1 protein-coding gene is annotated in these 26,393 nt (G+C 69.9%); it reads left to right on the forward strand.

Translation table 11 applies throughout. The features are described 5' to 3' along the window. The gene (locus tag D7Y11_RS16445) at nucleotides 1–26,211 is read left to right on the forward strand and encodes a non-ribosomal peptide synthetase (protein WP_126934165.1); all 26,211 of its coding nucleotides are present in this window, start codon (nucleotides 1–3) and stop codon (nucleotides 26,209–26,211) included. Nucleotides 26,212–26,393: the final 182 nt, after the last annotated feature.

Here is a 26,393-nt window from a genome sequence, read left to right on the forward strand (position 1 = left end):
ATGAGCCAGGATCTGTCGAAGCGGATCGCGAACCTCTCACCGGAGAAGCGCGCAGAGCTGCTCAGGAAGATGGCCGCGCAGAAGGCCGTCGCCGGCAACTCCGTCCAAGGCCTCATCCCAGCACAGGACCGCACGCGCCCGCTGCCCCTGTCCTTCGCCCAGCAGCGCCTGTGGTTCATTGATCAGCTGCAGCCCGGCACGTCCCTCTACAACGTGCCCATGGCGGTGCGCCTGGAGGGCGCGCTCGACGTGGCCGCGCTGGAGCGCGCGCTGCGCGAAGTGGTGCGCCGACACGAAGTGCTTCGCACGACCTTCCGCGAGGACGAGTCCGGCCCCGTGCAGGTGGTGTCTCCGGAGCCGGCGCTCGCGCTGGAGCATCACGACTTCACCGGCTCGCCACCGGAAGCAGCGTGGCGCCTGGCACGTGAAGCCGCGGCCCGGCCCTTCGACCTCGCGAAGGGCCCGCTGCTGCGCGCGCTGCTGCTGACGTCCGCGCCCAAGGAGCACCTGCTCGTGGTGGTGGTGCACCACATCGTCTCCGACGGTTGGTCCATGACGCTGCTGGTGCGCGAGGTGGCGCTCCACTACGGAGCCTTCGCGCGAGGACAGGCCGTGCCCCTGCCTCCGCTGGGTGTGCAGTACGCGGACTTCGGCGTCTGGCAGCGCGAGTGGATGCAGGGCCCCCGGCTGGAGAAGCAACTCGATTACTGGAAGCGGCAGCTGGCGGGAGTGCCCTCCGCGCTGGAGCTCCCCACGGACCTGCCCCGCCCCGCGGCCCGCAGTGGCCGTGGAGCACGGCATGAGCTCCTGCTGTCGCGCGAGCTGACGGAGGCGCTCAAGGCGCTGGCGCAACAGGAGGGCGCCTCGCTCTTCATGGTGCTGCTGACGGGCTGGCAGGTGCTGCTGTCGCGCTACGCGGGGCAGGAGGACGTGACGGTGGGCTCGCCGGTGGCGGGCCGCACGCGCGGCGAGGTGGAGGGCCTCATCGGCCTGTTCGTCAACACGGTGGTGATGCGCACGCAGGTGGAGCCCTCCGCGTCCTTCCGCGCGCTGCTGCACCAGGTGCGGGAGACGGTCCTCGCGGCCCATGAGCACCAGGAGTTCCCCTTCGAGCGGCTGGTGGAGGAGCTGCGTCCGGAGCGCACCCAGGGGCGCACGCCGTTCTTCCAGGTGATGCTCACGCTCCAGGCCTCCTTCCGCGGCGCGGCGTCCGTGGAGGGCGTGAAGCTGGAGGCGATGGAGCTGGACACGCTCACGTCGAAGTTCGACCTGATGCTCCAGGTGCTGGAGACGGAAGCGGGCCTCAAGGGCTTCCTCGAATACGACACCGACCTCTTCACCGCGCCCACCCTGACGCGCATGGCGGAGCACCTGCGCGTGCTGCTGGAGGGCGCCGTCCGCCGTCCGCACGAGGCCGTCTCCCGCCTGCCGCTGCTCACCGACGCCGAGCGCCACGAGGTGCTCCTCGCCTGGCAGCCGCCCCGCCCTGCCCCGCTGCCGTGGAGCACGCAGCACGGCGCCTTCGAAGCCCAGGCGGACCTCACGCCGGACGCGGTCGCCGCCACGTTCGGGGAACAGTCGCTCACGTACGCGCAGCTGGAGGCACGGGCCTCGCGGCTGGCGCGCCACCTGCGCCGGCTGGGCGTGGGCACGGAAGTGCGGGTGGGCCTGTGCGTGGAGCGCTCGCTCGACATGCTGGTGGCGGTGCTCGCCGTGCTGAAGGCCGGGGGCACCTACGTGCCGCTGGATCCGGCGTTCCCCCCGGACCGCCTGGCGTACATGGTGGAGACGAGCGGGATGCCGGTGCTGGTGTCGCAGCGCTCGCTGGCGTCCATCCTGCCGCCGCATTCGGCGCGCGTGGTGTCGTTGGACGGGGACGCGGAGGCCATCGCGGCGGAGGACGGCACACCGCTGCGCGACGCGGTGCCACCGGAGGCCGTGGCGTACGTGCTCTTCACCTCCGGAAGCACCGGGCGTCCCAAGGGCGTGCAGGTGCCTCACGGCACGGTGGCGCGCTTCCTGGCGGCGTTGCGGGAGGCGACGGGCATGTCCTCGAAGGACGTACTGGTGGCCGTCACCACGCTGTCGTTCGACATCGCGGTGCTGGAGCTGTTCCTGCCGTTGTCGGTGGGCGGGCAGGTCGTCATCGCGTCGCGGGACATCGCCGTGGACGGTTCTCGGCTGGCGGGGCTGCTGCGGCAGTGCGGGGCGACGGTGCTCCAGGCCACTCCCAGCACCTGGCGGCTGCTCCTGGAGACGGACTGGCGGGGCCCGGAGCTGACGGCCCTCACCGGCGGCGAGGCCCTGCCGCGCGAGCTGGCCGAGTCGCTGCTCCAGCGCTGCCGCGTGCTGTGGAACGTGTACGGCCCCACGGAGACGACGGTGTGGTCCACCGCGCACGCGGTGGCGTCGGGCACGGGCAGCGTGCCGATTGGCCGGCCCATCTCCGGCACGCAGGTGTACGTGCTGGACAGCGGGTTGAACCCGGTGCCGCGCGGCGTGCCGGGCGAGTTGTTCATCGGCGGCGAGGGCGTCACCCGGGGCTACCTCCACCGGCCGGACCAGACGGCGGAGCGCTTCATCCCGGACGCGTACGGCGGCGTACCGGGCCTGCGCGTGTACCGCACGGGCGACCGCGTGCGGTGGGCCGCCCACGGCGTGCTGGAGTACCTCAACCGCGTCGACAACCAGGTGAAGCTGCGCGGCTACCGCATCGAGCTGGGAGAGATTGAAGCGGTGCTGAGCCAGGCCCCGGGCGTGCGCGACGCCGCCGTGGTGGTGCGCGGCAACGGCGCCGACGCGCGCCTCGTGGGCTACGTGGTGGCGCGGCCCGGACAGGCGCTGGAGTCCCAGGCGCTGCGCGCGCTCATGAAGGAGCGGCTGCCCGAGTACATGGTGCCGTCCGCGCTGGTCGTGCTGGACGCGATGCCCCTGACGCCCAACGGCAAGGTGGACCGCAAGGCGCTGCCCGCGCCGGACGTGTCCACGGAAGCAGCGCGCGAGTTCGTCGCGCCGCGCACGCCGATGGAGGCCCAGGTCGCGGAGCTCTACGCGTCGCTCCTCCAGGTGCCGCGGGTGGGCGCCACCGACAGCTTCTTCGAGCTGGGAGGGCACTCCCTGCTGGCCACGCGGCTGACGTCGCGGTTGCGCACGGCGTACCTGGTGGACCTGCCCCTGCAGGCGCTGTTCGAGTCCCCCACCGTGGCGGAGCTGGCGGTGCGCATCGCGGCCTCGGCGAAGGATGCGCGCTTCGCCGGTCCGCCTCCGGTGGTGCCGGTGCCGCGCACTCGGAACCTGCCCACGTCCTTCGCGCAGCAGCGCATCTGGGTGATGGAGCAGTTCGATCCAGGCTCGGCCGCGTACAACATGCCGTTCTCGCTGCGGCTGACCGGGGCGCTGAACCTGGAGGCCCTGCGCCTGGCGCTGGAGCTGGTGGTGCACCGGCACGAAGCACTGCGCACCACCTTCCAGCCGACCGAGGACGTGCCCGTGCAGGTCATCGCGCCGCCCGAGCCGCTGGTGCTGCCGGTGGTGGACCTGCGAGCCCTGTCTCCGGAGCAGCGCGAGGCGGAGGTGCTGCGCCGCACGGAGGCCGAGGTGCGGCACCCCTTCAATCTGGAATCGGGGCCGCTGCTGCGCGCGTCGGTGCTGGTGCTGGATGTGCATGAGCACCTGGTGCTGCTGACCATCCACCACGCCGTGTTCGACGGCTGGTCCATGAGCGTCCTGATGCGGGAGCTGTCGGAGGCCTATCGTGCCTTCGTCGCGGGGGCGAAGCCGGTGCTGCCGGTGCTGCCCTTCCAGTACGCGGACTTCGCGGTGTGGCAGCGCCAGTGGCTGTCGGGCGCGGAGCTGGAAAGGCAGATCGCCTGGTGGCGCCGCGAGATTGACGGCATGCCGTCCGTGCTGGAGCTGCCCACGGACCGTCCCCGGGGTCCCCGAGGGGCGCACCCTGGCGCCCTGTTGCCGGTCGCCTTCCCCCTGGAGTTGTCGCGCGCAGTGGAGGCGCTCTGCACGCGCGAGGGCCTCACGCCCTTCATGTTCCTGCTCGCCGCGCTCCAGGTGTTGATTGGCCGCTACTCCGGCCAGGACGACGTGAGCGTGGGGTCCTCCGTGGCGGGCCGCAACGACGCGGAGCTGGAGGGGCTGCTCGGGTATTTCATCAACACGCTCGTGCTCCGCACCCGGATGGGCGGCGAACCCACGGTGCGGGAGCTGCTGAGCCGGGTGCGCACCACCACGTTGGGGGTGCTCGCGAACCAGAACCTGCCGTTCGAACAGCTCCAGCCGATGCGCGACCTGCGCGGGTCGCCGTTGTTCAACGTGCTGTTCCTCATGCAGAACATCCCGGAGGTGGACCTCTCGCTCGCGGGCGTGAAGGTGCAGGTCGAGGAGCGCATGGGCGCCTCCGCGAAGTTCGACCTCACGCTCTCCCTGTCGAGGACCGAGAAGGGCTTCACGGGAGAGCTGGAATACGACACCGACCTCTTCGACAGGTCGACCGTCGTGCGGATGATGCGGCACCTGCGGCTGCTCATGGAGGGCTTCGTCGCGCATCCGGACCGCCGCCTGTCGTCGGTGCAGTTGCTCGCGGGAGAGGAGCGCCAGCAGGTGCTGGTGGAGTGGAATGCGACGCGAGCGCCGTTCCCTGAAGCGTGCATGCACTCGCTCTTTGAAGAGCAGGTGCGCCGTGCTCCGGAGGCGCTGGCTGCTGTGTTCGAGGGGACGCAGCTGACCTACGCGCAATTGGATGCGCGCGCCAATCAGCTCGCCCATGCCCTTCGCCGTCGTGGCGTGGGGCCCGAGGTCCGCGTCGCGCTCAGTGTCGAGCGCTCCCTCGATATCGCCATCGGTCTGCTTGGCATCCTGAAGGCCGGTGGTGCCTGGGTGCCCGTGGATCCGCTCCTGCCCCGTGAGCGTCTTGCCTTCATGCTGGAAGACAGCGCGGCCCAGGTGCTCGTTACCCAGCAGCCACTGGTGGACCGCTTCCCCGAAGCACTGCATGCACGCGCGCTTTGCCTGGACACCGAGCGCGAATCGCTGGCCGAGGAGCCGACGAATGCGCCCGTGACGGGCGTGACGCCCGCGAACATGGCGTACCTGCTCTACACCTCGGGCAGCACCGGTACGCCCAAGGGCACGGCGGTGGAGCACCGCAGCGTCGCCAATCTCGTCACCCACGAGGCGGTGGCCTACGGCATTGGCCCCGGCAGCCGCGTGTTGCAGTTCGCCAGCCTCAGCTTCGACCTCTCCGTGGAGGAGATTTTCACCACGCTCTGCAACGGCGCCACGCTGGTGCTCGCACCGCTGGAGAAGCTGATGCCGGGCGCACCGCTGCCCGTGCTGCTGCGTGAGCAGGAGTTGAGTGTCGTCAGCCTCACCCCAGCGGCACTGGCAGCCACGTCGTCCGAGGGGCTGCCCAAGGTGCGCACCGTCATCTCCGGCGGCGAAGCCCTGCCCGCGGACGTCGTCGCGCGTTGGGCACCAGGACGGCGCCTGCTCAATACCTACGGCCCCACCGAAGCCACCGTCATCGCCACCTTCGGTGAGGTGGTGGCGGATGGTGAAGTGCCGTCCATCGGCAAGCCGCTGGCGAACGTGCACGTCTATGTCCTGGACCCGCACGGCCAGCCGGTGCCCGTGGGCGTGCGCGGTGAGTTGCACATCGGTGGCGTCGGCGTGGCGCGAGGCTATGCGGGACGCCCGGGACTCACCGCAGAGCGCTTCGTGCCGGACGCCTTCTCCGGTGAGGAAGGGGCTCGCCTCTACCGCACGGGCGACGTGGTGCGCTGGCGGGCTGACGGACAGCTGGACTTCGTCGGCCGCATCGACGCGCAGGTGAAGGTGCGCGGCTTCCGCATCGAGCTGGGCGAAGTCGAGAACGCCCTGCGCGCAGCCCCTGCCGTGAAGGACGCCGTCGTTCTCGCCCGCGAGGATGCTCCGGGCGACAAGCGGTTGGTGGCCTATGTCGTGGGTGAGTCCCTCGACGTCACGGCCCTCCGCGCATACCTCAAGCAGCACCTGCCCGAGTACATGGTGCCCGCGGCCTTCGTCCCCCTGGAAGCGCTGCCCCTGACGTCCAACGGCAAGGTGGACCGCAAGGCTCTCCCTGCTCCGGACGTAAGCGCGCTCCGGGCTTCGCACGCCTACGAGGCCCCGGCGACACCGCTGGAGGAGAAGCTCGCGGCCCTCTGGAGCGAAGTGCTTCGCGTGCCCACTGTCGGCCGCACGGACAACTTCTTCGAGCTGGGTGGCCACTCCCTGCTCGCCACGCAGTTGGTGGCCCGAGTGCGTGCCGCGTTCGACGTGGAACTGCCCCTCCGCGCCCTCTTCGAAGCTCCCACCATCGCGACACTCGCGGAGAAGTTGCAGCGCGTCTCTACCGGTACGCGCCTGCCTCCACTCACGCGTGCTCGCACCGAAGGTCCCCAGCCTCTCTCCTTCGCGCAGCAGCGTCTCTGGTTCCTCGACCAACTGGCGCCGGACGACGCCTCCTACAACCTCCCCGTCGCGCTGCGCCTCCTGGGCCGCCTGGACATCGAGGCCCTGCGCCGCGCCTTCGAGGCGCTGGTGGCGCGGCACGAAGCGCTGCGCACCACCTTCTTTGAAGAAGAGGGCCAGCCCCTCCAGCGCATCCATGCCCCAGCCGCCTGGGCGCTCCCCGTGCAGGACCTCTCGTCCCTCGAGGAGCCCGCTCGCGAAGCGGAGACGCTGCGGCTTGCCACTCTGGAAGCCCGGCAGCCCTTCCATCTCGTCCATGGACCGCTGCTGCGCACCGCCCTCCTGCGATTGGCTGAAGAGACGCACGTCCTCCTCGTGACGATGCACCACATCGTCTCCGACGGCTGGTCCATGGGCGTCCTCGTGAAGGAGTTGGCCACGAGCTACGCCGCATTCTCCGCGGGCCGTGAGCCGTCGCTCGCACCGATGCCCGTGCAATACGCGGACTTCGCCCTCTGGCAGCGCCAGTGGCTCCAGGGCGAGACGCTGGAGTCACAGCTCAGCTACTGGAAGCGCCAGCTGACGGGTGCCCCCGCCGCACTGGAACTGCCCACGGACCGTCCTCGTCCGGCCGTGCAGTCACGTCGCGGCGCCACGGTGCCCGTGCACTTCCCTTCGCAGCTGACGGACTCGCTGCGCAGCCTCGCCCAGCGTGAAGGCGCCACCCCCTTCATGCTGCTGCTCTCCGCCTTCCAGCTGCTACTGTCGCGCTACTCCGGCCAGGACGACATCAGCGTCGGCTCCCCCATCGCTGGCCGTACTCACGCAGAGGCCGAAAGCCTCATCGGCTTCTTCGTCAACACCCTCGTCCTTCGCACGCAGGTCCAGCCTCAATCGACCTTCCGCCAGCTGCTGGCCCAGGTGAAGGCCACCACGCTCGGGGCCTACGAGCACCAGCACGTTCCCTTCGAGAAGCTGGTGGAGGTCCTCCAGCCCTCTCGTGACTTGAGCCGCAGCCCGCTCTTCCAAGTCATGCTCGTCCTGCAGAACGCACCCGCAGAAGCCCTGCGCGTGCCGGGCATGGCCTTCCAGCCCATTCCCCTGGAGGGCAACTCCTCCCGCTTCGATTTGGCCCTCACCCTCTTCGAGGTGCCTCAGGGCCTCACCGGCTTCCTCGAGTACAGCTCCGACCTCTTCGACGCATCCACCGCCCAGCGCCTCATGGGCCACTTCGGCGTCCTTCTCTCCTCTCTCGCCGCCCAGCCCGACGCTCGCGTGTCCACGCTGGAGGTGATGACGGCGGCGGAGCGGCAGCATCTCCTCGTTGAATGGAACGAGACGGACGTCGCCTTCCCGCGCGACACCTGCATCCACCACGTCGTCGCGGAGAATGCCCGCCGCGCTCCGGACGCGGTCGCCGTGCGCATGAGTGAGAGAAGCGTCAGCTACGCGGGCCTCGACGCCTGGGCCCATGGCCTTGCCGTCCAACTCCACGCGGCCGGTGTCTCCCGTGGCAGCCGCGTCGCCGTCCTCGCTGAGCGCTCTCCAGAGTTGGTGGCGGGCCTCCTCGCCGCACTCAAGGTGGGCGCCGCCTACGTCCCCGTCTCTCCGGGCGTCCCTCCGGAGCGTCTGGCTTTCATGCTGGAGGACTGCGGTGCTTCTGTCCTCCTCACCCAGCAGCACCTGCGCGACTCGCTGCCGCCCCTCTCCGCTCGCATCCTCGCGCTTGAAGTGGAGACTGCGGCAGTCCAGCAGCCGCTGCTGGAGATGCCCGTGGGCCCGGAGGACCTAGCCTACGTCATCTACACCTCCGGCAGCACCGGACGGCCCAAGGGCGTCGCTGTCCACCACCGCGCATTGATGAACCTCGTCTCCTGGCACCAGCGCACCTATTCGCTGTCTCCCCAGGACTCCACCGCTCTCACCGCCGGCGTCGCCTTCGACGCTTCCACCTGGGAGGTGTGGCCTTCCCTCGCCTCTGGCGCCAGCCTCGTCGTCCCTCCCGAAGCCGTGCGTGCGGAGCCCTCCCAGTTGCTTCAGTGGCTGGCCCGCGAAGCCATCACCACCTGCTTCATGCCCACGCCTCTGGCCGAGGCCGTGCTGCGCGAGGAGTGGCCTCGCCCCATCGCCCTGCGTGCCCTGCTGACGGGCGGAGACGCCCTGCACCACGGCCCGCCTCCTTCGGTGCCCGCTGCCCTCTTCAACCACTACGGGCCCACCGAGAGCACCGTCGTCGCCACCTTCACCCCCGTCGCTGCCTCCTCGCGCGACGACGGCACGCGGCCTCCCATCGGACGGCCCATCGCCAACACCCGCACCTACGTCCTCGACGCTCACCTCCAGCCGGTGCCCGTGGGTGTCCCTGGTGAGCTCTTCCTCGCCAGTGAAGGCCTTGCCTGGGGCTACCTGGGTCAGCCTGCGCTGAGCGCGGAGCGTTTCATCCCGCACCCCTTCTCCTCCACGCCGGGTGCCCGCCTCTACCGCACGGGTGACGTCGTGCGCTGGCGCGCCGACGGCCAGCTGGACTACCTCCAGCGGCTCGACTTCCAGGTGAAGGTGCGTGGCTTCCGCATCGAACTGGGCGAAATCGAGGCCTCTCTCCTCGCCCATCCTTCCGTGCACGAAGCCGCCGTCCTCGCTCGTGAGGACGTCCCCGGGGACAAGCGCCTCGTCGCCTATGTCGTAGGTGAGGCGCTCGATGTCTCCGTCCTCCGCGCCCACCTCAAGCAGCACCTGCCCGAGTACATGGTGCCCGCCGCCTTCGTCCCCCTGGAGGCGTTGCCTCTCAACGCCAACGGCAAGGTGGATCGCAAGGCCCTCCCCGTCCCGGACGCTTCGCCGCTCGCGGACTTCGTCGCTCCTCGCGACGCCACCGAAGAGAAGCTCGCGGGCGTCTTCGCCCAGGTGCTGCGCGTGGAGCGCGTGGGCATCCACGACGACTTCTTCGCGCTCGGAGGCCACTCCCTGCTGGCCACCCAGCTCGTCTCTCGCATCCGCGCCACCTTCGATGCGGAGCTGCCTCTGCGCTCCCTCTTCGAAGCCCCTACCGTCGCCGCCCTTGCTGAGCGCCTGCGTACCGCCACGTCCGGCTCACGCCTGCCACCGCTCACCCGCGCCACCCACGACGGCCCGCCGCCACTGTCCTTCGCCCAGCAGCGCCTGTGGCTGCTGGACCAACTCCAGCCAGGCAGCGCCGCGTACAACATCCCCGCGGCCCTTCGGCTGAAGGGCCAGGTGGACATCGAATCCCTGCGCCGTGCGTTCGAAGCGCTGGTCGCCCGGCACGAGACGCTGCGCACCACGCTCGTCCAGCATCAGGGCCAGCCCGCGCAGCACATCCACGCGCCCACTGCGTGGACGATGCCTCTGCTCGACGTGTCCTCACTGCCCGAGCCCCAGCGGGAAGAAGAGGCGCGGCGCCTCGCGAACGTGGAGGCCCTGCGGCCCTTCGACCTGGAAGCCGGTCCGCTGCTGCGCACGTCCCTGGTGCACCTGGGCGATGCGGAGCACCTGCTCCTCGTGACGATGCACCACATCGTCTCTGACGGCTGGTCCATGGGCGTCCTCGTTCGTGAGCTCACGGCGCTCTATGCGGCGTTCGACGCGGATCAGGTGCCTGCCCTCGCGCCGTTGCCCGTGCAGTACGCGGACTTCGCCGTCTGGCAGCAGGCATGGCTCCAGGGCGAAACACTGGAGGCCCAGCTCGCCTACTGGAAGGAGAAACTCGCGGGTGCTCCCGCCGCGCTGGAGCTGCCCACGGACCGTCCGCGTCCGCCCGTGCAGTCGCATCGGGGTTCGACGGTCCCCTTGCGGCTCGCACGGCCCGTGTCCGATGCGCTCAAGGTCCTGGCCCAGCGTGAAGGCGCTACCCCCTTCATGCTGCTGCTGGCCGCCTTCCAGGTGCTCCTGTCGCGCTACTCCGGACAGGACGACATCAGCGTGGGCACGCCCATCGCCGGCCGCACGCAGGCGGAGACCGAAGGCCTCATCGGCTTCTTCATCAACACGCTGGTGTTGCGCGCCCGCGTCCAGCCGGAATCCACCTTCCGCGAGCTGCTGGCCCAGGTGCGAGGCACCACACTCGCCGCCTACGAGCACCAGCATCTGCCCTTCGAGAAGCTCGTCGAAGCGGTGCAGCCCGTGCGCGACCTGAGCCGCAGCGCGCTCTTCCAGGCGATGTTCGTCTTGCAGAACGCGCCCACCGAAGCCCTGAGCGTGCCGGGACTGTCGTTCGAACAGCTCCCGCTCGAATCGGCTTCGGCGAAGTTCGACCTGACGCTGACGCTGCAGGAGTCGCCCCAGGGCTTCATGGGCGTCCTGGAGTACAGCAGCGATCTCTTCGACGCATCGACCGCCCAGCGCATGGTGGGCCACTTCGGCGTCCTGCTGGAGGCCATCGCCACCCAGCCGGGCTCGACACTCTCTCGCCTGCCGCTGCTCACCGCTCCGGAGCGACAGCAACTGCTCGTCGATTGGAACAGGACGGACGCGGAGTTCCCGCGCGACACCTGCTTCCACGAGGCCTTCACGGCCCAGGCCCTTCGCACGCCTGCGGCCCTGGCCGTCGTCTGCCTCGACCAGCAGCTCACCTTCCAGGAGCTGGACGCGCGCTCCAACCAACTGGCGCACCGGCTGGTGAAGCTGGGCGTCGGCCCCGACGTGCGCGTGGTGCTGTGCGTGGAGCGCTCCGTGGAGGCCCTCATCGGCATCCTTGGCATCCTCAAGGCCGGCGGCGCGTACGTGCCGCTCGACTCCCGCTATCCGCGCGAGTGGCTCGCCCACGTCCTCACGGATACCGGCGCGCCGGTCGTGCTCACCCAGCAGCGCTTGCGCGACGTCCTGCCGCCGCACACGGCGCACGTCGTCTGTCTTGATCCGGACGTGGCGGACTTCGACGGGGAATCCCGCGAAGCGCCCGGCGTGGCCGTGTCTTCCGAGCAACTCGCCTACGTCATCTACACGTCCGGCAGCACCGGCCGCCCCAAGGGCGTGATGATCCAGCACCGCTCCGTGATGAACCTGCGGCAGGGGCTGTCCACCACCGTGCACCAGGGCCGAAGCACGGCGGAGCGGGTCAGCGTCAACGCCCCGCTGTCCTTCGACGCCTCCGTCCAACAGCTCGTGCAGGTGCTCGACGGCCACACCCTCTGCATCGTCCCCGACGAGGCCCGCTCCGACGCCGGTGAGCTGGTGAAGCGCATCGTTCACGACGCGCTGGACGTCCTCGACTGCTCTCCCGCGCACCTGCGCCTGCTGGTGGATGAAGGCCTGTTGGAGAAGGACACCCTCCCCCGGCGCGCGCTGGTGGGCGGCGAGGCGGTGGATCCCGGCACCTGGAGCCGCCTGGCCCAGCACCCGCGTCTGCGCGCCTTCAACGTCTACGGCCCCACCGAGTGCACCGTCGACGCCACCGCCTGCGCCTTCGACGCCTCTCCCATTCCCACCATCGGCCGGCCCCTGCCCAACGTCCGTGCGTACGTGTTGGACAAGTCCCTGCGCCCGGTGCCCGTGGGCGTCGCGGGTGAGCTCTTCCTCGGCGGTGAAGGCGTGGCGCGCGGCTACCTCAACCGCCCCGACCTGACCGCGGACCGCTTCATTCCGGATGCCTTCACCTCCACGCCCGGTGCACGCCTCTACCGCACGGGCGACGTGGTGCGCTGGCGCGTGGACGGGATGCTCGACTACCTGGGCCGCGCCGACTTCCAGGTGAAGGTCCGCGGCTTCCGCATCGAGCTGGGTGAAATCGAGTCCACGCTCCTCAAGCATCCCCAGGTGCATGCCGCCGTGGTTCTGGCCCGCGAGGACATCCCCGGCGACAAGCGGCTCGTGGCCTACGTGGTGCCTGCGGAAGGCACGGACTCCGCACTGACGGCGGACGTCCTCAAGGACTGGCTCAAGCAGTTCCTGCCGGAGCACATGCGGCCCTCCACCTTCCTGGTGCTGGAGGCCCTGCCGCTCAACCCCAACGGCAAGGTGGACCGCAAGGCCCTGCCCGCGCCCCAGGGCACCGCGCTCGCCTCCACCTACGTCGCGCCGCGCACCGCCGCCGAGGAGCAGCTCGCCGCCCTCTTCACGCAGGTGCTGCGCGTGGAGCGCGTGGGCATCCACGACGACTTCTTCGCGCTCGGAGGCCACTCCCTGCTGGCCACCCAGCTCGTCTCTCGCATCCGCGCCGCCTTTCGCACGGAGCTGCCGTTGAGGGCCCTCTTCGAGGCCCCCACGGTCGCCGCGCTCGCCCAGCGCCTCCAGGTCCAGACGCCGAGTCTCCGCCTGCCCCCACTCACCCGGACGGCCGAAGAGGGTCCACGGCCGCTGTCCTTCGCCCAGCAGCGCCTCTGGTTCCTGGATCAGCTCACTCCAGGAGATGCGTCGTACAACCTCCCGACGGCGCTCCGGCTGACGGGCCAGGTGGACGTGGAGTCCTTGCGCCGCGCCTTCGAAGCGCTCGTCACCCGTCACGACTCCCTGCGCACCACCTTCCGCGAGCACCAGGGCCAGACCGTCCAGCACGTCCATGCACCCGCTACGTGGGGCTTGCCGCTCGTGGACCTGTCCGCGCTGCCCGAGGCCCAGCGGGAAGCCGAAGCCCGGCGGAAGGTCGACGAGGATGCGCACCAACCCTTCCACCTGGAAGCGGGGCCGCTGCTGCGCACCGCCCTCGTGCGGCTGGCGGCCGAGGAACACCTGCTCCTGGTGACGATGCATCACATCGTCTCCGACGGCTGGTCCATGGGCGTGCTCGTCCGGGAGCTGGTGACGTTCTACGAGGCCTTCACCCAGGGCATCGCGCCGGACCTGTCACCGCTGCCCGTGCAGTACGCGGACTTCGCGGCGTGGCAGCGCCAGTGGCTCCAGGGCGAAACGCTGGAGACCCAGCTCGCCTACTGGAAGCAGCAACTCTCGGGGGCGCCCTCCGCGCTGGAATTGCTGACGGATCATCCGCGTCCGTCCATCCAGTCGCATGAAGGCTCGGCCCTCTCCATCCAGATTCCGAGGGAGACGTCCGAAGCCCTCAAGGCGCTGGCCGGACGCGAAGGCGCCACGCCCTTCATGGTGCTGCTCGCGGCGTACCAGGTCTTCCTGTCGCGCTACGCCGGCCAGGATGACATCAGCGTGGGTTCCCCCATCGCAGGCCGCACCCAGGCGGAGACCGAGGGCCTCATCGGCTTCTTCGTCAACACGCTCGTCCTGCGCGCACGCGTGGAGCCGAAGGCGACCTTCCGCGAGCTGCTGGCCCAGGTGCGAGGCACCACGCTCGCCGCCTACGAGCACCAGCACCTGCCCTTCGAGAAGCTCGTCGAAGCCGTGCAGCCCGCGCGCGACGCGAGCCGCAGCCCGCTGTTCCAGGTGATGTTCGCGCTGCAGAACGCGCCCACGGAGGAGCTGCGCGTCCCGGGCCTCGCCTTCCGGCAGGTGGCCGCAGAGGCGCGCTCCGCCAAGTTCGACCTCACCCTGACGTTGCAGGACTCGGCGCAGGGGTTCGTCGGGTGGCTGGAGTACAGTACCGCGTTGTTCAAGCAGGGCACGGTGGAGCGGATGGCCCGCCACCTGCGCACCCTGCTGGAGGCCGTGGCCTCAAGGCCCGAGCAGTCCGTGGCCGAGCTGACGCTGCTCTCTCGCGAGGAACGCCAGCGCATCCTCGTGGACTGGAACGACACGACCGCCGCCAGTCCCACGGACGTGCCCGTCCACGTCCACTTCGCCCGGCAGGTCCAGCGCACTCCTGACGCAGTGGCCCTCGAACAGGGTGACGCCACGCTGACGTACGCGCAGCTCGAAGCCCGTGCCAACCAGCTCGCCCATCACCTGCGCGCGCTGGGCATCGTCCCGGGTGCGCGCGTCGGCGTCGCCATCGAGCGCTCGTTCGAGCTGGTGACGGCGATCCTCGCCATCCTCAAGGCGGGCGCCGCCTTCGTGCCCGTGGATCGCAATGCGCCCGTGGAGCGCATCGCCACCTTGCTGGAGGACGCGGACGTCGGCGTCGTCCTCACCCACCAGCCCTTCGCCTCCAAGCTGCCCGCTTCCGGCACTCGCGTCTGGCTGGACGCGCAGCAGGACGTCATCGCCGCACGGCCCACGCATGCGCTCGACGTCTCCGTGGAGGGAGAGTCTCTCGCCTACGTCATGTTCACCTCGGGCTCCACGGGGCGTCCCAAGGGTGTCTGCGTGCCGCACCGGGGCATCACCCGACTGGTGCTCGGCAGCACCTTCATGCGCTTCGGGCCGGATGAGGTCTGGCTCCAGTTCGCGCCCGTCGCCTTCGACGCCTCCACGCTGGAGATGTGGGGCGCGCTGTTGCATGGCGCGAAGCTCGTCCTCGCTCTGCCCCATGCGCTCTCCCTGGAGGAACTGGCCACGCAGCTTCGCCGCCACCGGGTGTCGGCGTTGTTCCTCACGACCGCGTTGTTCGAACAGATGGCCCTGCACCAGGGTGAAGCGCTCGCGGGCGTGAGTCAGCTGCTCACCGGCGGTGAGCTGATGCCCTGGGCTCGCTTGCGCGACCACCTGGCGCGGCTCCCCGATGACGCGACGCTGATGCACGCGTACGGCCCGACGGAGAACACGACCTTCTCCACCACGCTGCCGTTGCATCGGGGAGCGGTGGTGGAAGGTCCGGTGTCCATCGGCCGGCCCATCCCCAACTCCACCGCCTACGTCCTGGGTGCCCACCTGCACCCGGTGCCCGTGGGCGTCGCGGGCGAGGTGTACGTCGGTGGCCCGGGCCTCGCCTGGGGCTACCTGCACCGCCCCGACCTGACCGCGGAGCGTTTCGTCCCCCACCCCTTCTCCTCCATTCCGGGCGAGCGGCTCTACCGCACGGGCGACAAGGCCCGCTGGTTGGAAGACGGCACGCTCGACTTCCTGGGCCGCGTCGACTTCCAGGTGAAGGTGCGCGGCTTCCGCATCGAGCCAGGCGAAATCGAGACCGCCCTGCACGCGGCGCCAGGCGTCAACGAGGCGGTGGTCGTCGTCCGAGGTGTCGACACGGACAAGCGCCTCGTCGGCTACGTCACCGCGCACGACGGGCACGCCCTGGAGGTGGAAGACCTCAAGGCCCACCTGCGCCGGCACCTGCCCGAGTACATGGTGCCGTCGGCCCTCGTGGTCCTGGAGGCCCTGCCCCTCAACGTCAACGGCAAGGTGGACCGCAAGGCCCTGCCCGAGCCGGAAGACACGTCGCGCTCTGTCGGATTCGTCGCGCCGCGCACCGCCACCGAGGAGCAGCTCGCGGCCCTCTTCGCCGAAGTCCTCCGCGTGGAGCGCGTCGGCATTCACGACGACTTCTTCGCGCTCGGAGGCCACTCCCTGCTGGCCACGCAGCTCGTCTCACGCGTGCGGGCCACCTTCGCGGTGGAGTTGCCCCTGCGAGCCCTCTTCGAGGCACCGACCGTCGAGGGCCTCGCGCCGAAGCTGGACGGAGCCGGGTCCGCGACGCTCCGCGCACCGCCGCTGCGGCCCGTCGCGCGAGAAGGAGCCATTCCGCTGTCCTTCGCCCAGCAGCGCCTCTGGCTGTTGGATCAGCTCCAGCCGGGGGATGCGTCGTACAACATTCCCACGGCGCTCCGGCTGACGGGCCAGGTGGACGTGGAGTCGTTGCGCCGCGCCTTCGAGGCACTCGTTGCCCGCCACGAGTCCCTGCGCACCACGCTCTCCGCTGCGCACGAAGAGCCGTCGCAATGCATCCAGCCGCCCTCTGGCTGGGAGTTGCCCGTCATCGACCTGACGGCCCTCCCCGAATCGCAGCGTGAGGAGGAGGCCCGGCGCGCGGCGGCGACGGAGGCCCATCGTTCCTTCCGGCTCGCCACGGGCCCGCTGCTGCGCAGCACGTTGGTGCGGCTGGATGAAGCGGAGCACCTGCTGCTGGTGACGATGCATCACATCGTCTCCGACGGCTGGTCCATGGGTGTCCTCGTCCGCGAGCTGGCGGCCTTCTACGAAGCCTTCAGCGAGGGGAAGGCGCCCTCGCTCGCGCCGCTGCCGGTGCAGTACGCGGACTTCGCGATGTGGCAGCGTCAGTGGCTCCAGGGTGAAGCGCTGGACGCACAGCTGGGTTACTGGAGGCAGCAGCTCTCCGGGGCCCCCGCCGCGCTGGACCTGCCCACGGATCGCTCGCGGCCGCCCGTGCAGTCACACCGCGGTGCCACGCTGGACGTGCGCATCCCCACCCAGCTCTCCGAGTCCCTCAAGGCCCTGGCCCACCGCGAAGGCGCCACGCCCTTCATGCTGCTGCTGGCGGCCTTCCAGGTGCTCCTGTCGCGCTACTCGGCGCAGGACGACATCAGCGTGGGTTCGCCCATCGCGGGCCGCACCCAGGCGGAGACCGAAGGCCTCATCGGCTTCTTCGTCAACACCCTGGTCCTGCGCGCCCAGATGGATCCGCGCGCGACGTTCCGTGAGCTGCTGGCCCAGGTGCGAGGTACGACGCTCGCGGCCTACGACCATCAGCACCTGCCGTTCGAGAAGCTGGTGGAAGCCGTGCAGCCCACGCGCGACCTGAGCCGCAGCCCTCTGCTCCAGGCCATGTTCGTCCTGCAGAACACGCCCACCGAAACACTGCGTCTGCCGGGATTGTCCTTCCAGACCCTGCCGCTGGAGTCCCACTTCGCGAAGTTCGATCTCTCCCTCGGTCTGCGTGAAAACCGGGACGGATTCGCCGGCACGCTGGATTACGCAACGGACCTGTTCGACGCCGCGACCGTCCAGCGGATGGCCGGACACTTCGGTGTGTTGCTGGAAACCATCGCGAAGCAGCCGGACACGCGACTGGGCGACTTGCCGCTGCTCACGGACGCTGAGCGCCAGCAACTCCTCATCGAATGGAACCCGCCTGCCTCGCAGGTGCCTCGGGAGTCCAGCATCCCCGCGATGGTGGAAGCGCAGGTGCATCGCAGTCCGGATGGACTGGCCGTCATCACGCCGGAGCGGCAGCTGACGTACCGGGAGCTGGACGCGAAGGCGAACCAACTCGCGCACCGGCTGCGCGGACTGGGCGTCGGGCCCGAAGTCCGCGTCGGCCTGTGCGTCGAGCGCACCGAGGACCTCGTCATCGGCGCTCTCGGCATCCTCAAGGCCGGTGGTGCCTACGTGCCACTGGACCCCAGCTACCCGCGTGAGCGCTTGGGCTGGCTGCTGGAAGACGCCCAGGGCCCTGCACTCGTCGCGCACTCCCATCTGCTTTCCGCTCTGCCCGAGACCACCGCCACGCCGGTGTGCCTCGACTCGGACGTGGAGCTGGCGAAGCAGCCGACGACGGCTCCGGTGGTGGACATCCACGCCGGACACCTCGCCTACCTCATCTACACCTCCGGCAGCACCGGCCGCCCCAAGGGTGTCGCCATCTCCCACGGCAACGCCGTCTCCTTCCTCCACTGGGCCTTGGAGACCTTCTCGCCGGAGGAACTGAAGGGGACCCTCGCCGCGACGAGCCTCAACTTCGACCTCTCCGTCTTCGAACTCTTCGCGCCGTTGAGCAGTGGTGGTGCGGTGGTCGTGGCACGCAACGCCCTGCACCTGGCGGAACTGAGCACCGCTTCCCACGTCACCCTCGTCAACACCGTGCCCTCCGCCATGGCGCAACTGCTGCGCCTGGGTGCAATGCCGCCTTCCGTGCGCGTCATCAACCTCGCCGGTGAAGCCCTCCCGGAGACGTTGGCGAAGCAGGTCTACGCCGTGCCCACGGTTGAGAAGCTCTTCAACCTCTACGGCCCGTCCGAAGACACCACCTACTCCACCGCCTCTCTCGTCGGCCGTGACGAAGTGCCTCTCATCGGCAAGCCGCTGCCCGCGACGCGTGCCTACGTGTTGGACGCGTCTCTCCAGCCGGTGCCCGTGGGTGTCGCAGGCGAGCTGTACCTCGCCGGTGAAGGCCAGGCTCGTGGCTACCTGCTGCGCCCGGAACTCACGGCGGAGCGCTTCGTACCGGAGCCCTACGGACCTCCCGGCGGCCGCATGTACCGCACGGGCGACCGTGTCCGTTACCGCCTCGACGGGCGCCTGGAGTACCTGGGCCGCATCGACTTCCAGGTGAAGGTGCGCGGCTTCCGCATCGAGCTGGGCGAAATCGAAGCCGCGCTCCGCCGCGCCCCGGGACTCAAGGACGTTGTCGTCGTCGCCAAGGGTGAGGCCGCCGACAAGCGCCTCGTCGCCTACGTCACGCCCAAGGCCGAGGCCTCCCTGGAGGTCGAGTCCCTCAGGGCCCACCTGCGCCAGTGCCTCCCCGAGTACATGGTGCCCGCCGCCTTCGTCGTCCTTCTCTCCCTGCCCCTCAACTCCAATGGCAAGGTGGACCGCAAGGCCCTGCCGGAGCCGGAGGCGCAGCAGGCAGGCAGCACCTACGAAGCACCGCGCACGCTCACCGAGGAGCAGCTCGCGAACCTCTTCGCCGAAGTCCTCCGCATGGAGCGAGTCGGTGTGCGGGACGACTTCTTCGCCATGGGAGGCCACTCCCTGCTGGCCACCCAGCTCGTCTCGCGCGTGCGGGCCACGTTCGAGGTAGAGCTGCCGCTGCGGACCCTCTTTGAAGCCCCCACCGTTGAAGCGCTCGCACCGAAGCTCGCGGGCGCCCGGTCCGCCGCGCTCCGTGCACCGCCGCTGCAGCCTTCGCCGCGCGAAGGCGTCATTCCGCTGTCCTTCGCCCAGCAGCGACTCTGGCTGTTGGATCAACTCCAGCCGGGAGACATCTCCTACAACATCCCCACCGCCCTGCGGCTGACGGGACAGGTGGACCTGGAGTCCTTGCGCCGCGCATTCGAGGCGTTGGTGGACCGCCACGAATCGCTGCGCACCACGCTCTCCGCGGAGCACGAAGAGCCGTCGCAATGCATCCAGCCTCCCTCCGGTTGGGAGCTGCCCGTCATCGACCTGACGTCCCTCCCCGAGTCGCAGCGTGAGGAGGAGGCCCAGCGCGCTGCGGCCACGGAAGCCCTGCGTGCCTTCAACCTCACCACGGGCCCGTTGCTGCGCAGCACGCTGGTGCGGCTGGGACAGGACTCGCACCTGTTGCTGGTGACGATGCACCACATCGTTTCCGACGGCTGGTCCTTGGGCGTCCTCGTCCGGGAAGTGGCGGCTTTCTACGAAGCCTTCAGCACCGGCCGCGCTCCCGTCCTCCCGCCACTGCCCGTGCAGTACGCGGACTTCGCCATGTGGCAGCGAGGCTGGCTCCAGGGTGAGTCCCTGGACGCGCAGCTGGGCTATTGGAAGCAGCAGCTCGCGGAGGCTCCGTCCGCGCTGGACCTGCCCACGGACCACCCGCGTCCGCCCGTGCAGTCCCGCCGCGGTGCCACGCTGGACGTGCGCATCCCGTTGGAGGTCTCCCAGGCCCTGAAGGCCCTGGCCCGGGATGAAGGCGCCACGCCCTTCATGCTGCTGCTCGCGGCATGGCAACTGCTCCTGTCGCGCTACTCCACGCAGGACGACATCAGCGTCGGTACGCCCATCGCAGGCCGCACCCAGGCGGAGACCGAGGGCCTCATCGGCTTCTTCGTCAACACGCTCGTCCTGCGCGCCTACGTGCAGCCGCAGGACTCGTTCCGACAGCTGCTCTCCCAGGTGCGCGGTACGACGCTCGCGGCCTACGAGCACCAGCACCTGCCCTTCGAGAAACTGGTGGAGGTCCTCCAGCCCGCGCGAGACCTGAGCCGCAGCGCGCTCTTCCAGGCGATGTTCTCCCTGCAGAACACGCCCATGGAGACGCTCCGACTGCCTGGACTCTCCTTCCAGACCGTCCCGGTGGACACGCGGTCCTCCAAGTTCGACCTCACGCTGACGTTGCAGGAGTCGCCCCAGGGCTTCGGCGGAACATTGACGTACGCCACGGACCTCTTCGATGCGTCCACCATTCAGCGCATGGCGGGCCACCTGGGCGTGTTGCTGGAGGCCATCGCCGCCCAGCCGGACGCGACGCTCGCGAGCCTGCCGCTACTCACCGCTCCGGAGCGGCAGCGGCTCCTCGTGGATTGGAATGGCCCCAGCGCTGAGTTCCCTCGCGACCTCTGCCTCCATGACGCCTTCAGCGCCCAGGCACTCCGCACGCCTGACGCGCTGGCCGTCATCTGCCGCGAGGAACAGCTCACCTTCCGTGAGTTGGACACGCGCGCCAATCAGCTTGCGCACCGGCTGGTGAAGTTGGGCGTCGGCCCCGACGTGCGCGTCGTGCTGTGCGTGGAGCGCTCCGTGGAGGCCCTCGTCGGCATCCTCGGCACTCTCAAAGCTGGCGGCGCCTACGTCCCCATCGACCCCAGCTACCCGCGTGACTGGCTCGCCCACGTCCTCCAGGACACCGGCGCTCCCGTCGTCCTCACCCAGCAGCGCCTGCGCGACTCGCTTCCTCCGCACTCCGCGCACACCCTCTGCCTGGACTCCGACTCCGCGGACCTCTCACGTGAGCCCGCGCACGCGCCTGTGACGCATGTCACGCCGGAGCACCTCGCCTACATCATCTACACCTCCGGCAGCACCGGCCGCCCCAAGGGCGTGATGATTCAGCACCGCTCCGTGCTCAATCTTCGCGTCGCCCTTGCCGCCACCGTGCACGCGGATGCTCAGCGTGGGGAGCGCGTCAGTGTCAACGCGCCGCTCTCCTTCGACGCCTCCGTCAAGCAGCTCATCCAGGTGCTCGACGGCCACACCCTCTGCATCGTCCCAGACGAGGCCCGCGCCGACGTCGGTGAGCTGGTGAAGCGCATCGGTCACGACGCGCTGGACGTCCTCGACTGCTCTCCCGCGCACCTGCGCCTGCTGGTGGATGAAGGCCTGCTGGAGCGCAAGGCCATCCCCCACCGCGTCCTCGTGGGCGGTGAAGCCGTGGACCCCGCCACCTGGCGTCACCTGGCCCAGGCTCCGCGCCCGCGCGTCTTCAACGTCTACGGCCCCACCGAGTGCACCGTCGACGCCACCGCCTGCGCCTTCGATGCGTCTCCGACTCCCACCATCGGCAGGCCCCTGCCCAACGTCCGCGTCTATGTGCTCGACCGCACGTTGCGCCCCGTGCCCGTGGGCGTCGCCGGGGAGCTCTTCATCGGCGGTGAGGGCGTCGCGCGCGGCTACCTCAATCGCCCCGACCTGACGGCGGACCGCTTCATCCCGGATGCCTTCTCCTCCACGCCCGGTGCACGCCTCTACCGCACGGGCGACATGGTGCGCTGGCGCGCGGACGGGATGCTCGACTACCTGGGCCGTGCTGACTTCCAGGTGAAGATCCGCGGCTTCCGCATCGAGCTGGGTGAGGTCGAAGCCGCGCTCCTCAAGCATCCCCAGGTGCACGCCGCCGTGGTGCTGGCGCGCGAGGACATCCCCGGCGACAAGCGGCTCGTCGCCTACGTGGTGCCTCCGGAAGGCACGGAGTCCGCGCCCACGCCCGAGGCCCTCAAGGACTGGCTCAAGCAGCTCCTGCCCGAGCACATGCGCCCCTCCGCGCTCCTCGTGCTGGAAGCGCTGCCGCTCAACACCAACGGCAAGGTGGACCGCAAGGCCCTGCCCGCCCCCCAGAGCGGCGCACTCGCCTCCAGCTACGTCGCCCCGCGCACTCCCACCGAGGAGAAGCTCGCGTCCATCTGGGCAGGAGTCCTACGCCTGCCTCAGGTGGGCGTGACGGATTCCTTCTTCGAACTGGGCGGGCACTCACTGCTGGCTACCCAGGTCGTGTCGCGCGTGCGCGCCGGGTTCAACGTGGAGCTCCCGCTGCGTGCCCTCTTCGAGTCCCCCACCGTGGAAGCGCTCGCGGTTCGCCTCTCGGGACTCACCCGCACGAGCACTTCGCCGCTCACCCGCGTCTCGCATGACGGTCCGCTGCCGCTGTCCTTCGCCCAGCAGCGGATGTGGCTCATTGATCAGCTCGAACCGGGCAGCCCCCTCTACAACATGCCCGTCGCCGTCCGGCTGGAGGGCCACCTGCGCGCGGACATGCTCGAGCGCGCGCTGCAGGAAGTCGTGCGCCGACACGAAGCCCTGCGCACCACCTTCACCCAGGTGGCCGGAGAGCCGGTCCAGCGCATCCACTCCGACAGTCCGGTGCCCTTGGGGCTCGTGGACTTCACGGACGTGCCGGAGGCGCAGCGCGAGCCCGAGACGCGGGACCGAGTGGACGCGGAGATGCGCCGGCCCTTCGACCTGCGCACCGGTCCGCTCATCCGCACGCTGCTCTTCAAGCTTTCCGAGCGTGAGCACGTCCTCGTCGTCACGATGCATCACATCGTCTCCGACGGCTGGTCGCTGGGTGTGCTCGTGCGGGAAGTCACCGCCCTCTACGCGGCCTTCTCCGCTGGGCTGCCGTCGCCCCTGCCTGCGCTCTCCGTGCAGTACGCGGACTACGCGGACTGGCAGCGCCGCACGCTTTCGGGTGAGACGCTGCGTCAGGAGATGGCCTACTGGGAGGGGAAGCTCTCCGGTGCGCCAGCCGTGCTGGAGTTGCCCACCGATTTCCCCCGCCCGGCCGTCCGGAGCACCGCGGGTGCGACCCTCGGCTTCACCCTGTCGCGTGAGTTGACGGAAGCCCTCCGCAGCCTGGGCCACCGTGAAGGCGGTTCGCTCTTCATGGTGCTGCTCGCGGCATGGCAGGGCCTGCTGTCGCGCTACACGGGCCAGAAGGACCTCAGCGTGGGCTCGCCCATCGCGGGCCGCACGCGCGCGGAGACGGAAGGCCTCATCGGCTTCTTCGTCAACACCCTCGTCCTGCGCGCGAAGGTGGACGAAGGCCAGTCCTTCCAGGCGCTGCTCCAGCAGGTGCGCGCCACGGTGCTGGAGGCCTACGAGCACCAGGAGGTGCCCTTCGAGAAGCTGGTGGAGGTCCTGCAGCCGACGCGCAGCCTCAGCCACACGCCGCTGTTCCAGACGCTGCTCGCGCTCCAGAACGTGCCCACGGAGGACGTGCATCTGCCGGACCTCCGGCTGCGAAGGCTGGAGGCCACCCACTCGACGTCGAAGTTCGACGTGAGCGTCTTCTTCACGGAGACGTCCGAAGGGCTGCTAGGCACGCTGGAGTACAGCACCGCCCTCTTCAAGCAGAGCACCGTGGAGCGGATGGCCCGCCACCTGCGCACGCTGCTGGAGGCCGTGGCCGCGAAGCCCGAGCAGCCCATGGCCCACCTGCCGCTCCTCTCCAACGACGAGCGCCAGCGCCTCCTCGTGGAGTGGAACGACACGGGCGTCACCAGCCCGACGGAGGTTCCCGTCCACGTCCACTTCGCCCGGCATGCCCAGCGCACGCCCGACGCAGTGGCCCTGGTGCTGGGCGACGTGACACTGACGTATGGGCAACTGGACGCACGCGCGAACCAACTGGCGTGGCACCTGCGCGCCCTGGGCATCGCCCCGGGTGCGCGCGTGGGCCTCGCCGTCGAGCGTTCCTTCGACCTGGTAACGGCGCTCCTCGCCATCCTCAAGGTGGGCGCGGCCTTCGTCCCCGTGGACCGCAATGCGCCCGTGGAACGCATCGCCATGCTGATGGAGGACGCGGACGTGGGCGTGGTGGTCACGCACCAGCCCTTCGCTTCGCTCCTGCCCGCTTCCGGCACCCGCGTCTGGCTGGATGCCCAGTCCGCGGAGATCGCTTCGCGGCCCACGCATGCGCCCGACGTTGGCGTGGACGGTGAAGCCCTGGCCTACGTGATGTTCACCTCGGGCTCCACGGGCCGTCCCAAGGGCGTCTGCGTGCCCCACCGGGGCATCACCCGCCTGGTGCTCGGCAGCACCTTCATGCGCTTCGGGCCCAACGAAGTCTGGCTCCAGTTCGCACCCGTGGCCTTCGACGCTTCCACGCTCGAAATCTGGGGCGCGCTGCTGCACGGCGCGAAGCTCGTCCTCGCTCCGCCGCACTCCCTCTCCCTGGAGGAACTGGCCGCCCAGCTCCGCCACCACCGCGTGACGTCCCTGTGGCTCACCGCCGCCCTCTTCGAGCAGATGGCCCTGCACCAGGGTGAAGCGCTCGCGGGCGTGCGTCAGGTCCTCGCCGGTGGCGATGTGCTGCCTGCCGCCCGAGTGCGCGAACACCTCGCGCGTCTTTCGGACGGTGCGACGTTCATCAACGGCTACGGCCCCACGGAGAACGCCACCTTCTCCACCACCTTCTCCATGCAGCACGGCACGCGCATGGAAGGCGCCATCCCCATTGGCCGGCCGCTCTCCAACTCCACCGTCTACGTGCTCGACTCGCACCTGCACCCGGTGCCCGTAGGCGTCGCGGGTGAGGTGTACGTCGGAGGCCAGGGCCTGGCCTGGGGCTACCTGAATCGTCCCGAGCTGACCGCGGAACGCTTCGTCCCCCACCCCTTCGCCTCCACGCCGGGTGAGCGCCTCTACCGCACGGGCGACCAGGCCCGTTGGAGGGAGGACGGCACCATCGACTTCCTGGGCCGCGTCGACTTCCAGGTGAAGGTGCGTGGCTTCCGCATCGAGCTGGGCGAAGTCGAAGCAGCTCTGCGCTCCGCCGTCGGCGTCAAGGAGGCCATCGTCGTGGCTCGGGGCGCCGACGCGGACAAGCGCCTTGTCGCCTACGTCACCGCGAGCGAAGGCCACTCGCTGGAAGCGGACACCCTCAAGGTAAGCCTCAAGCAGCGGCTGCCCGAGTACATGGTGCCGTCGGCCGTCGTGGTGCTGGACGCCCTGCCCCTCAACGCCAACGGCAAGGTGGACCGCAAGGCACTGCCGGAGCCCGACGCCCACGCCGTCGAGGCCCGGGACTTCGTCGCTCCCCGCGACGCGCTTGAAATGCAGCTCGCTCGCATCTGGGAGGACGTCCTCGGCGTCCGCTCCGTCGGCGTCCGCTCCAGCTTCTTCGAACTGGGCGGCCACTCCCTTCTCGCCGTGCGCATGCTCGCGTCCATCCGTGAGCGTCTCGGCCTGAGCCTCCCTCTGTCCGTCCTCTTCCAGCAGCCCACCATCGAGCAGCTCGCGCAGGTGCTCCGCGATGACTCACAGGACTGGACGCCCCTCGTCCCGCTGGAGCGCGGAGAGCCCGGGCACCGGCCGCTCTTCCTTGTCCACCCGGGCGGCGGCAACGTCCTCGCGTACTCGGAACTGGCGCGCCGCCTGGGGCCCTCGCTGCCCGTCTACGGCCTCCAGTCGCGTGGCCTCGACGGACGGCCCGTCGCCGAATCCATCGAGGAGATGGCCACCCTCTACATCGACGCCATCCGCACGGTGCAGCCTCACGGCCCCTACCAACTGGGAGGCTGGTCTCTCGGCGGCGTCATCGCCTACGAGATGGCCCGTCGCCTGCGCGAGGCCGGTGAAGCCGTGGACCTGCTCGCCCTCATCGACGCCCACGTCCACGGCCTGACGAAGCCCGCTCAGGAAGCCACGCACCTCGACTCCGAGGCCCGCGCAAGGCTCGCCTTCGCCCATGCCACCGCCACCGCCTTCGGCCAGGAGCTCTCCGCTTCGGACGAAGCCCTGGCACAGGGCGACGACGTGATGCTGGACCACCTGCTGCAGGAAGGACTCCGGGCGCGCATCCTCGACGCGCAGTCCGGCCCAGCCCAGCTGCGTGCCCTCTTCAACGTCTTCCGGGCCAACCTCTTCGCCCACGAGAAGTACGTGCCCCAGCCGTACGACGGCACCGCCCTGCTCCTGAGCGCCAGCGAAGCCGCTGCCGATGTCCCGCGTCACCGCGGGTGGGAGCCCCTGGTGCGTGGCGGGCTGGAGGTGCACGACGTCCCCGGTGGCCACCACGCCCTGATGCAGGACCCGTACCTCGGGTCTGTCGTCGAGCGCCTGCGTGAGGTGCTCGCACGGGCCTCCGGCACCGCGCCCCGGCAGTCCACGGGGAGCTGACTCAGGGGGTTGGAGTGAAGCGAGCCAGGGAGGAGACGCTGGGAGCAGGTCTCACCCCGGAGGACATCTGACGTCCTTCCCTCCCTGGCTTCGGGGAACCAGAACAATCCCGCAAATACTCGAATTCATTCGAGTGGGTGCTTATCCGCCCTCATGACAGGGACATCTTAGGCGGAATAATC

It is taken from the genome of Corallococcus sp. AB018 (assembly GCF_003986945.1).
GTDB classification, from domain to species: Bacteria; Myxococcota; Myxococcia; order Myxococcales; family Myxococcaceae; genus Corallococcus; species Corallococcus exiguus.

Coding starts and splice junctions, on each gene's coding strand:
- D7Y11_RS16445 (WP_126934165.1), top strand. CDS start 1: ATGAGCCAGGATCTGTCGAAGCGGATCGCGAACCTCTCACCGGAGAAG.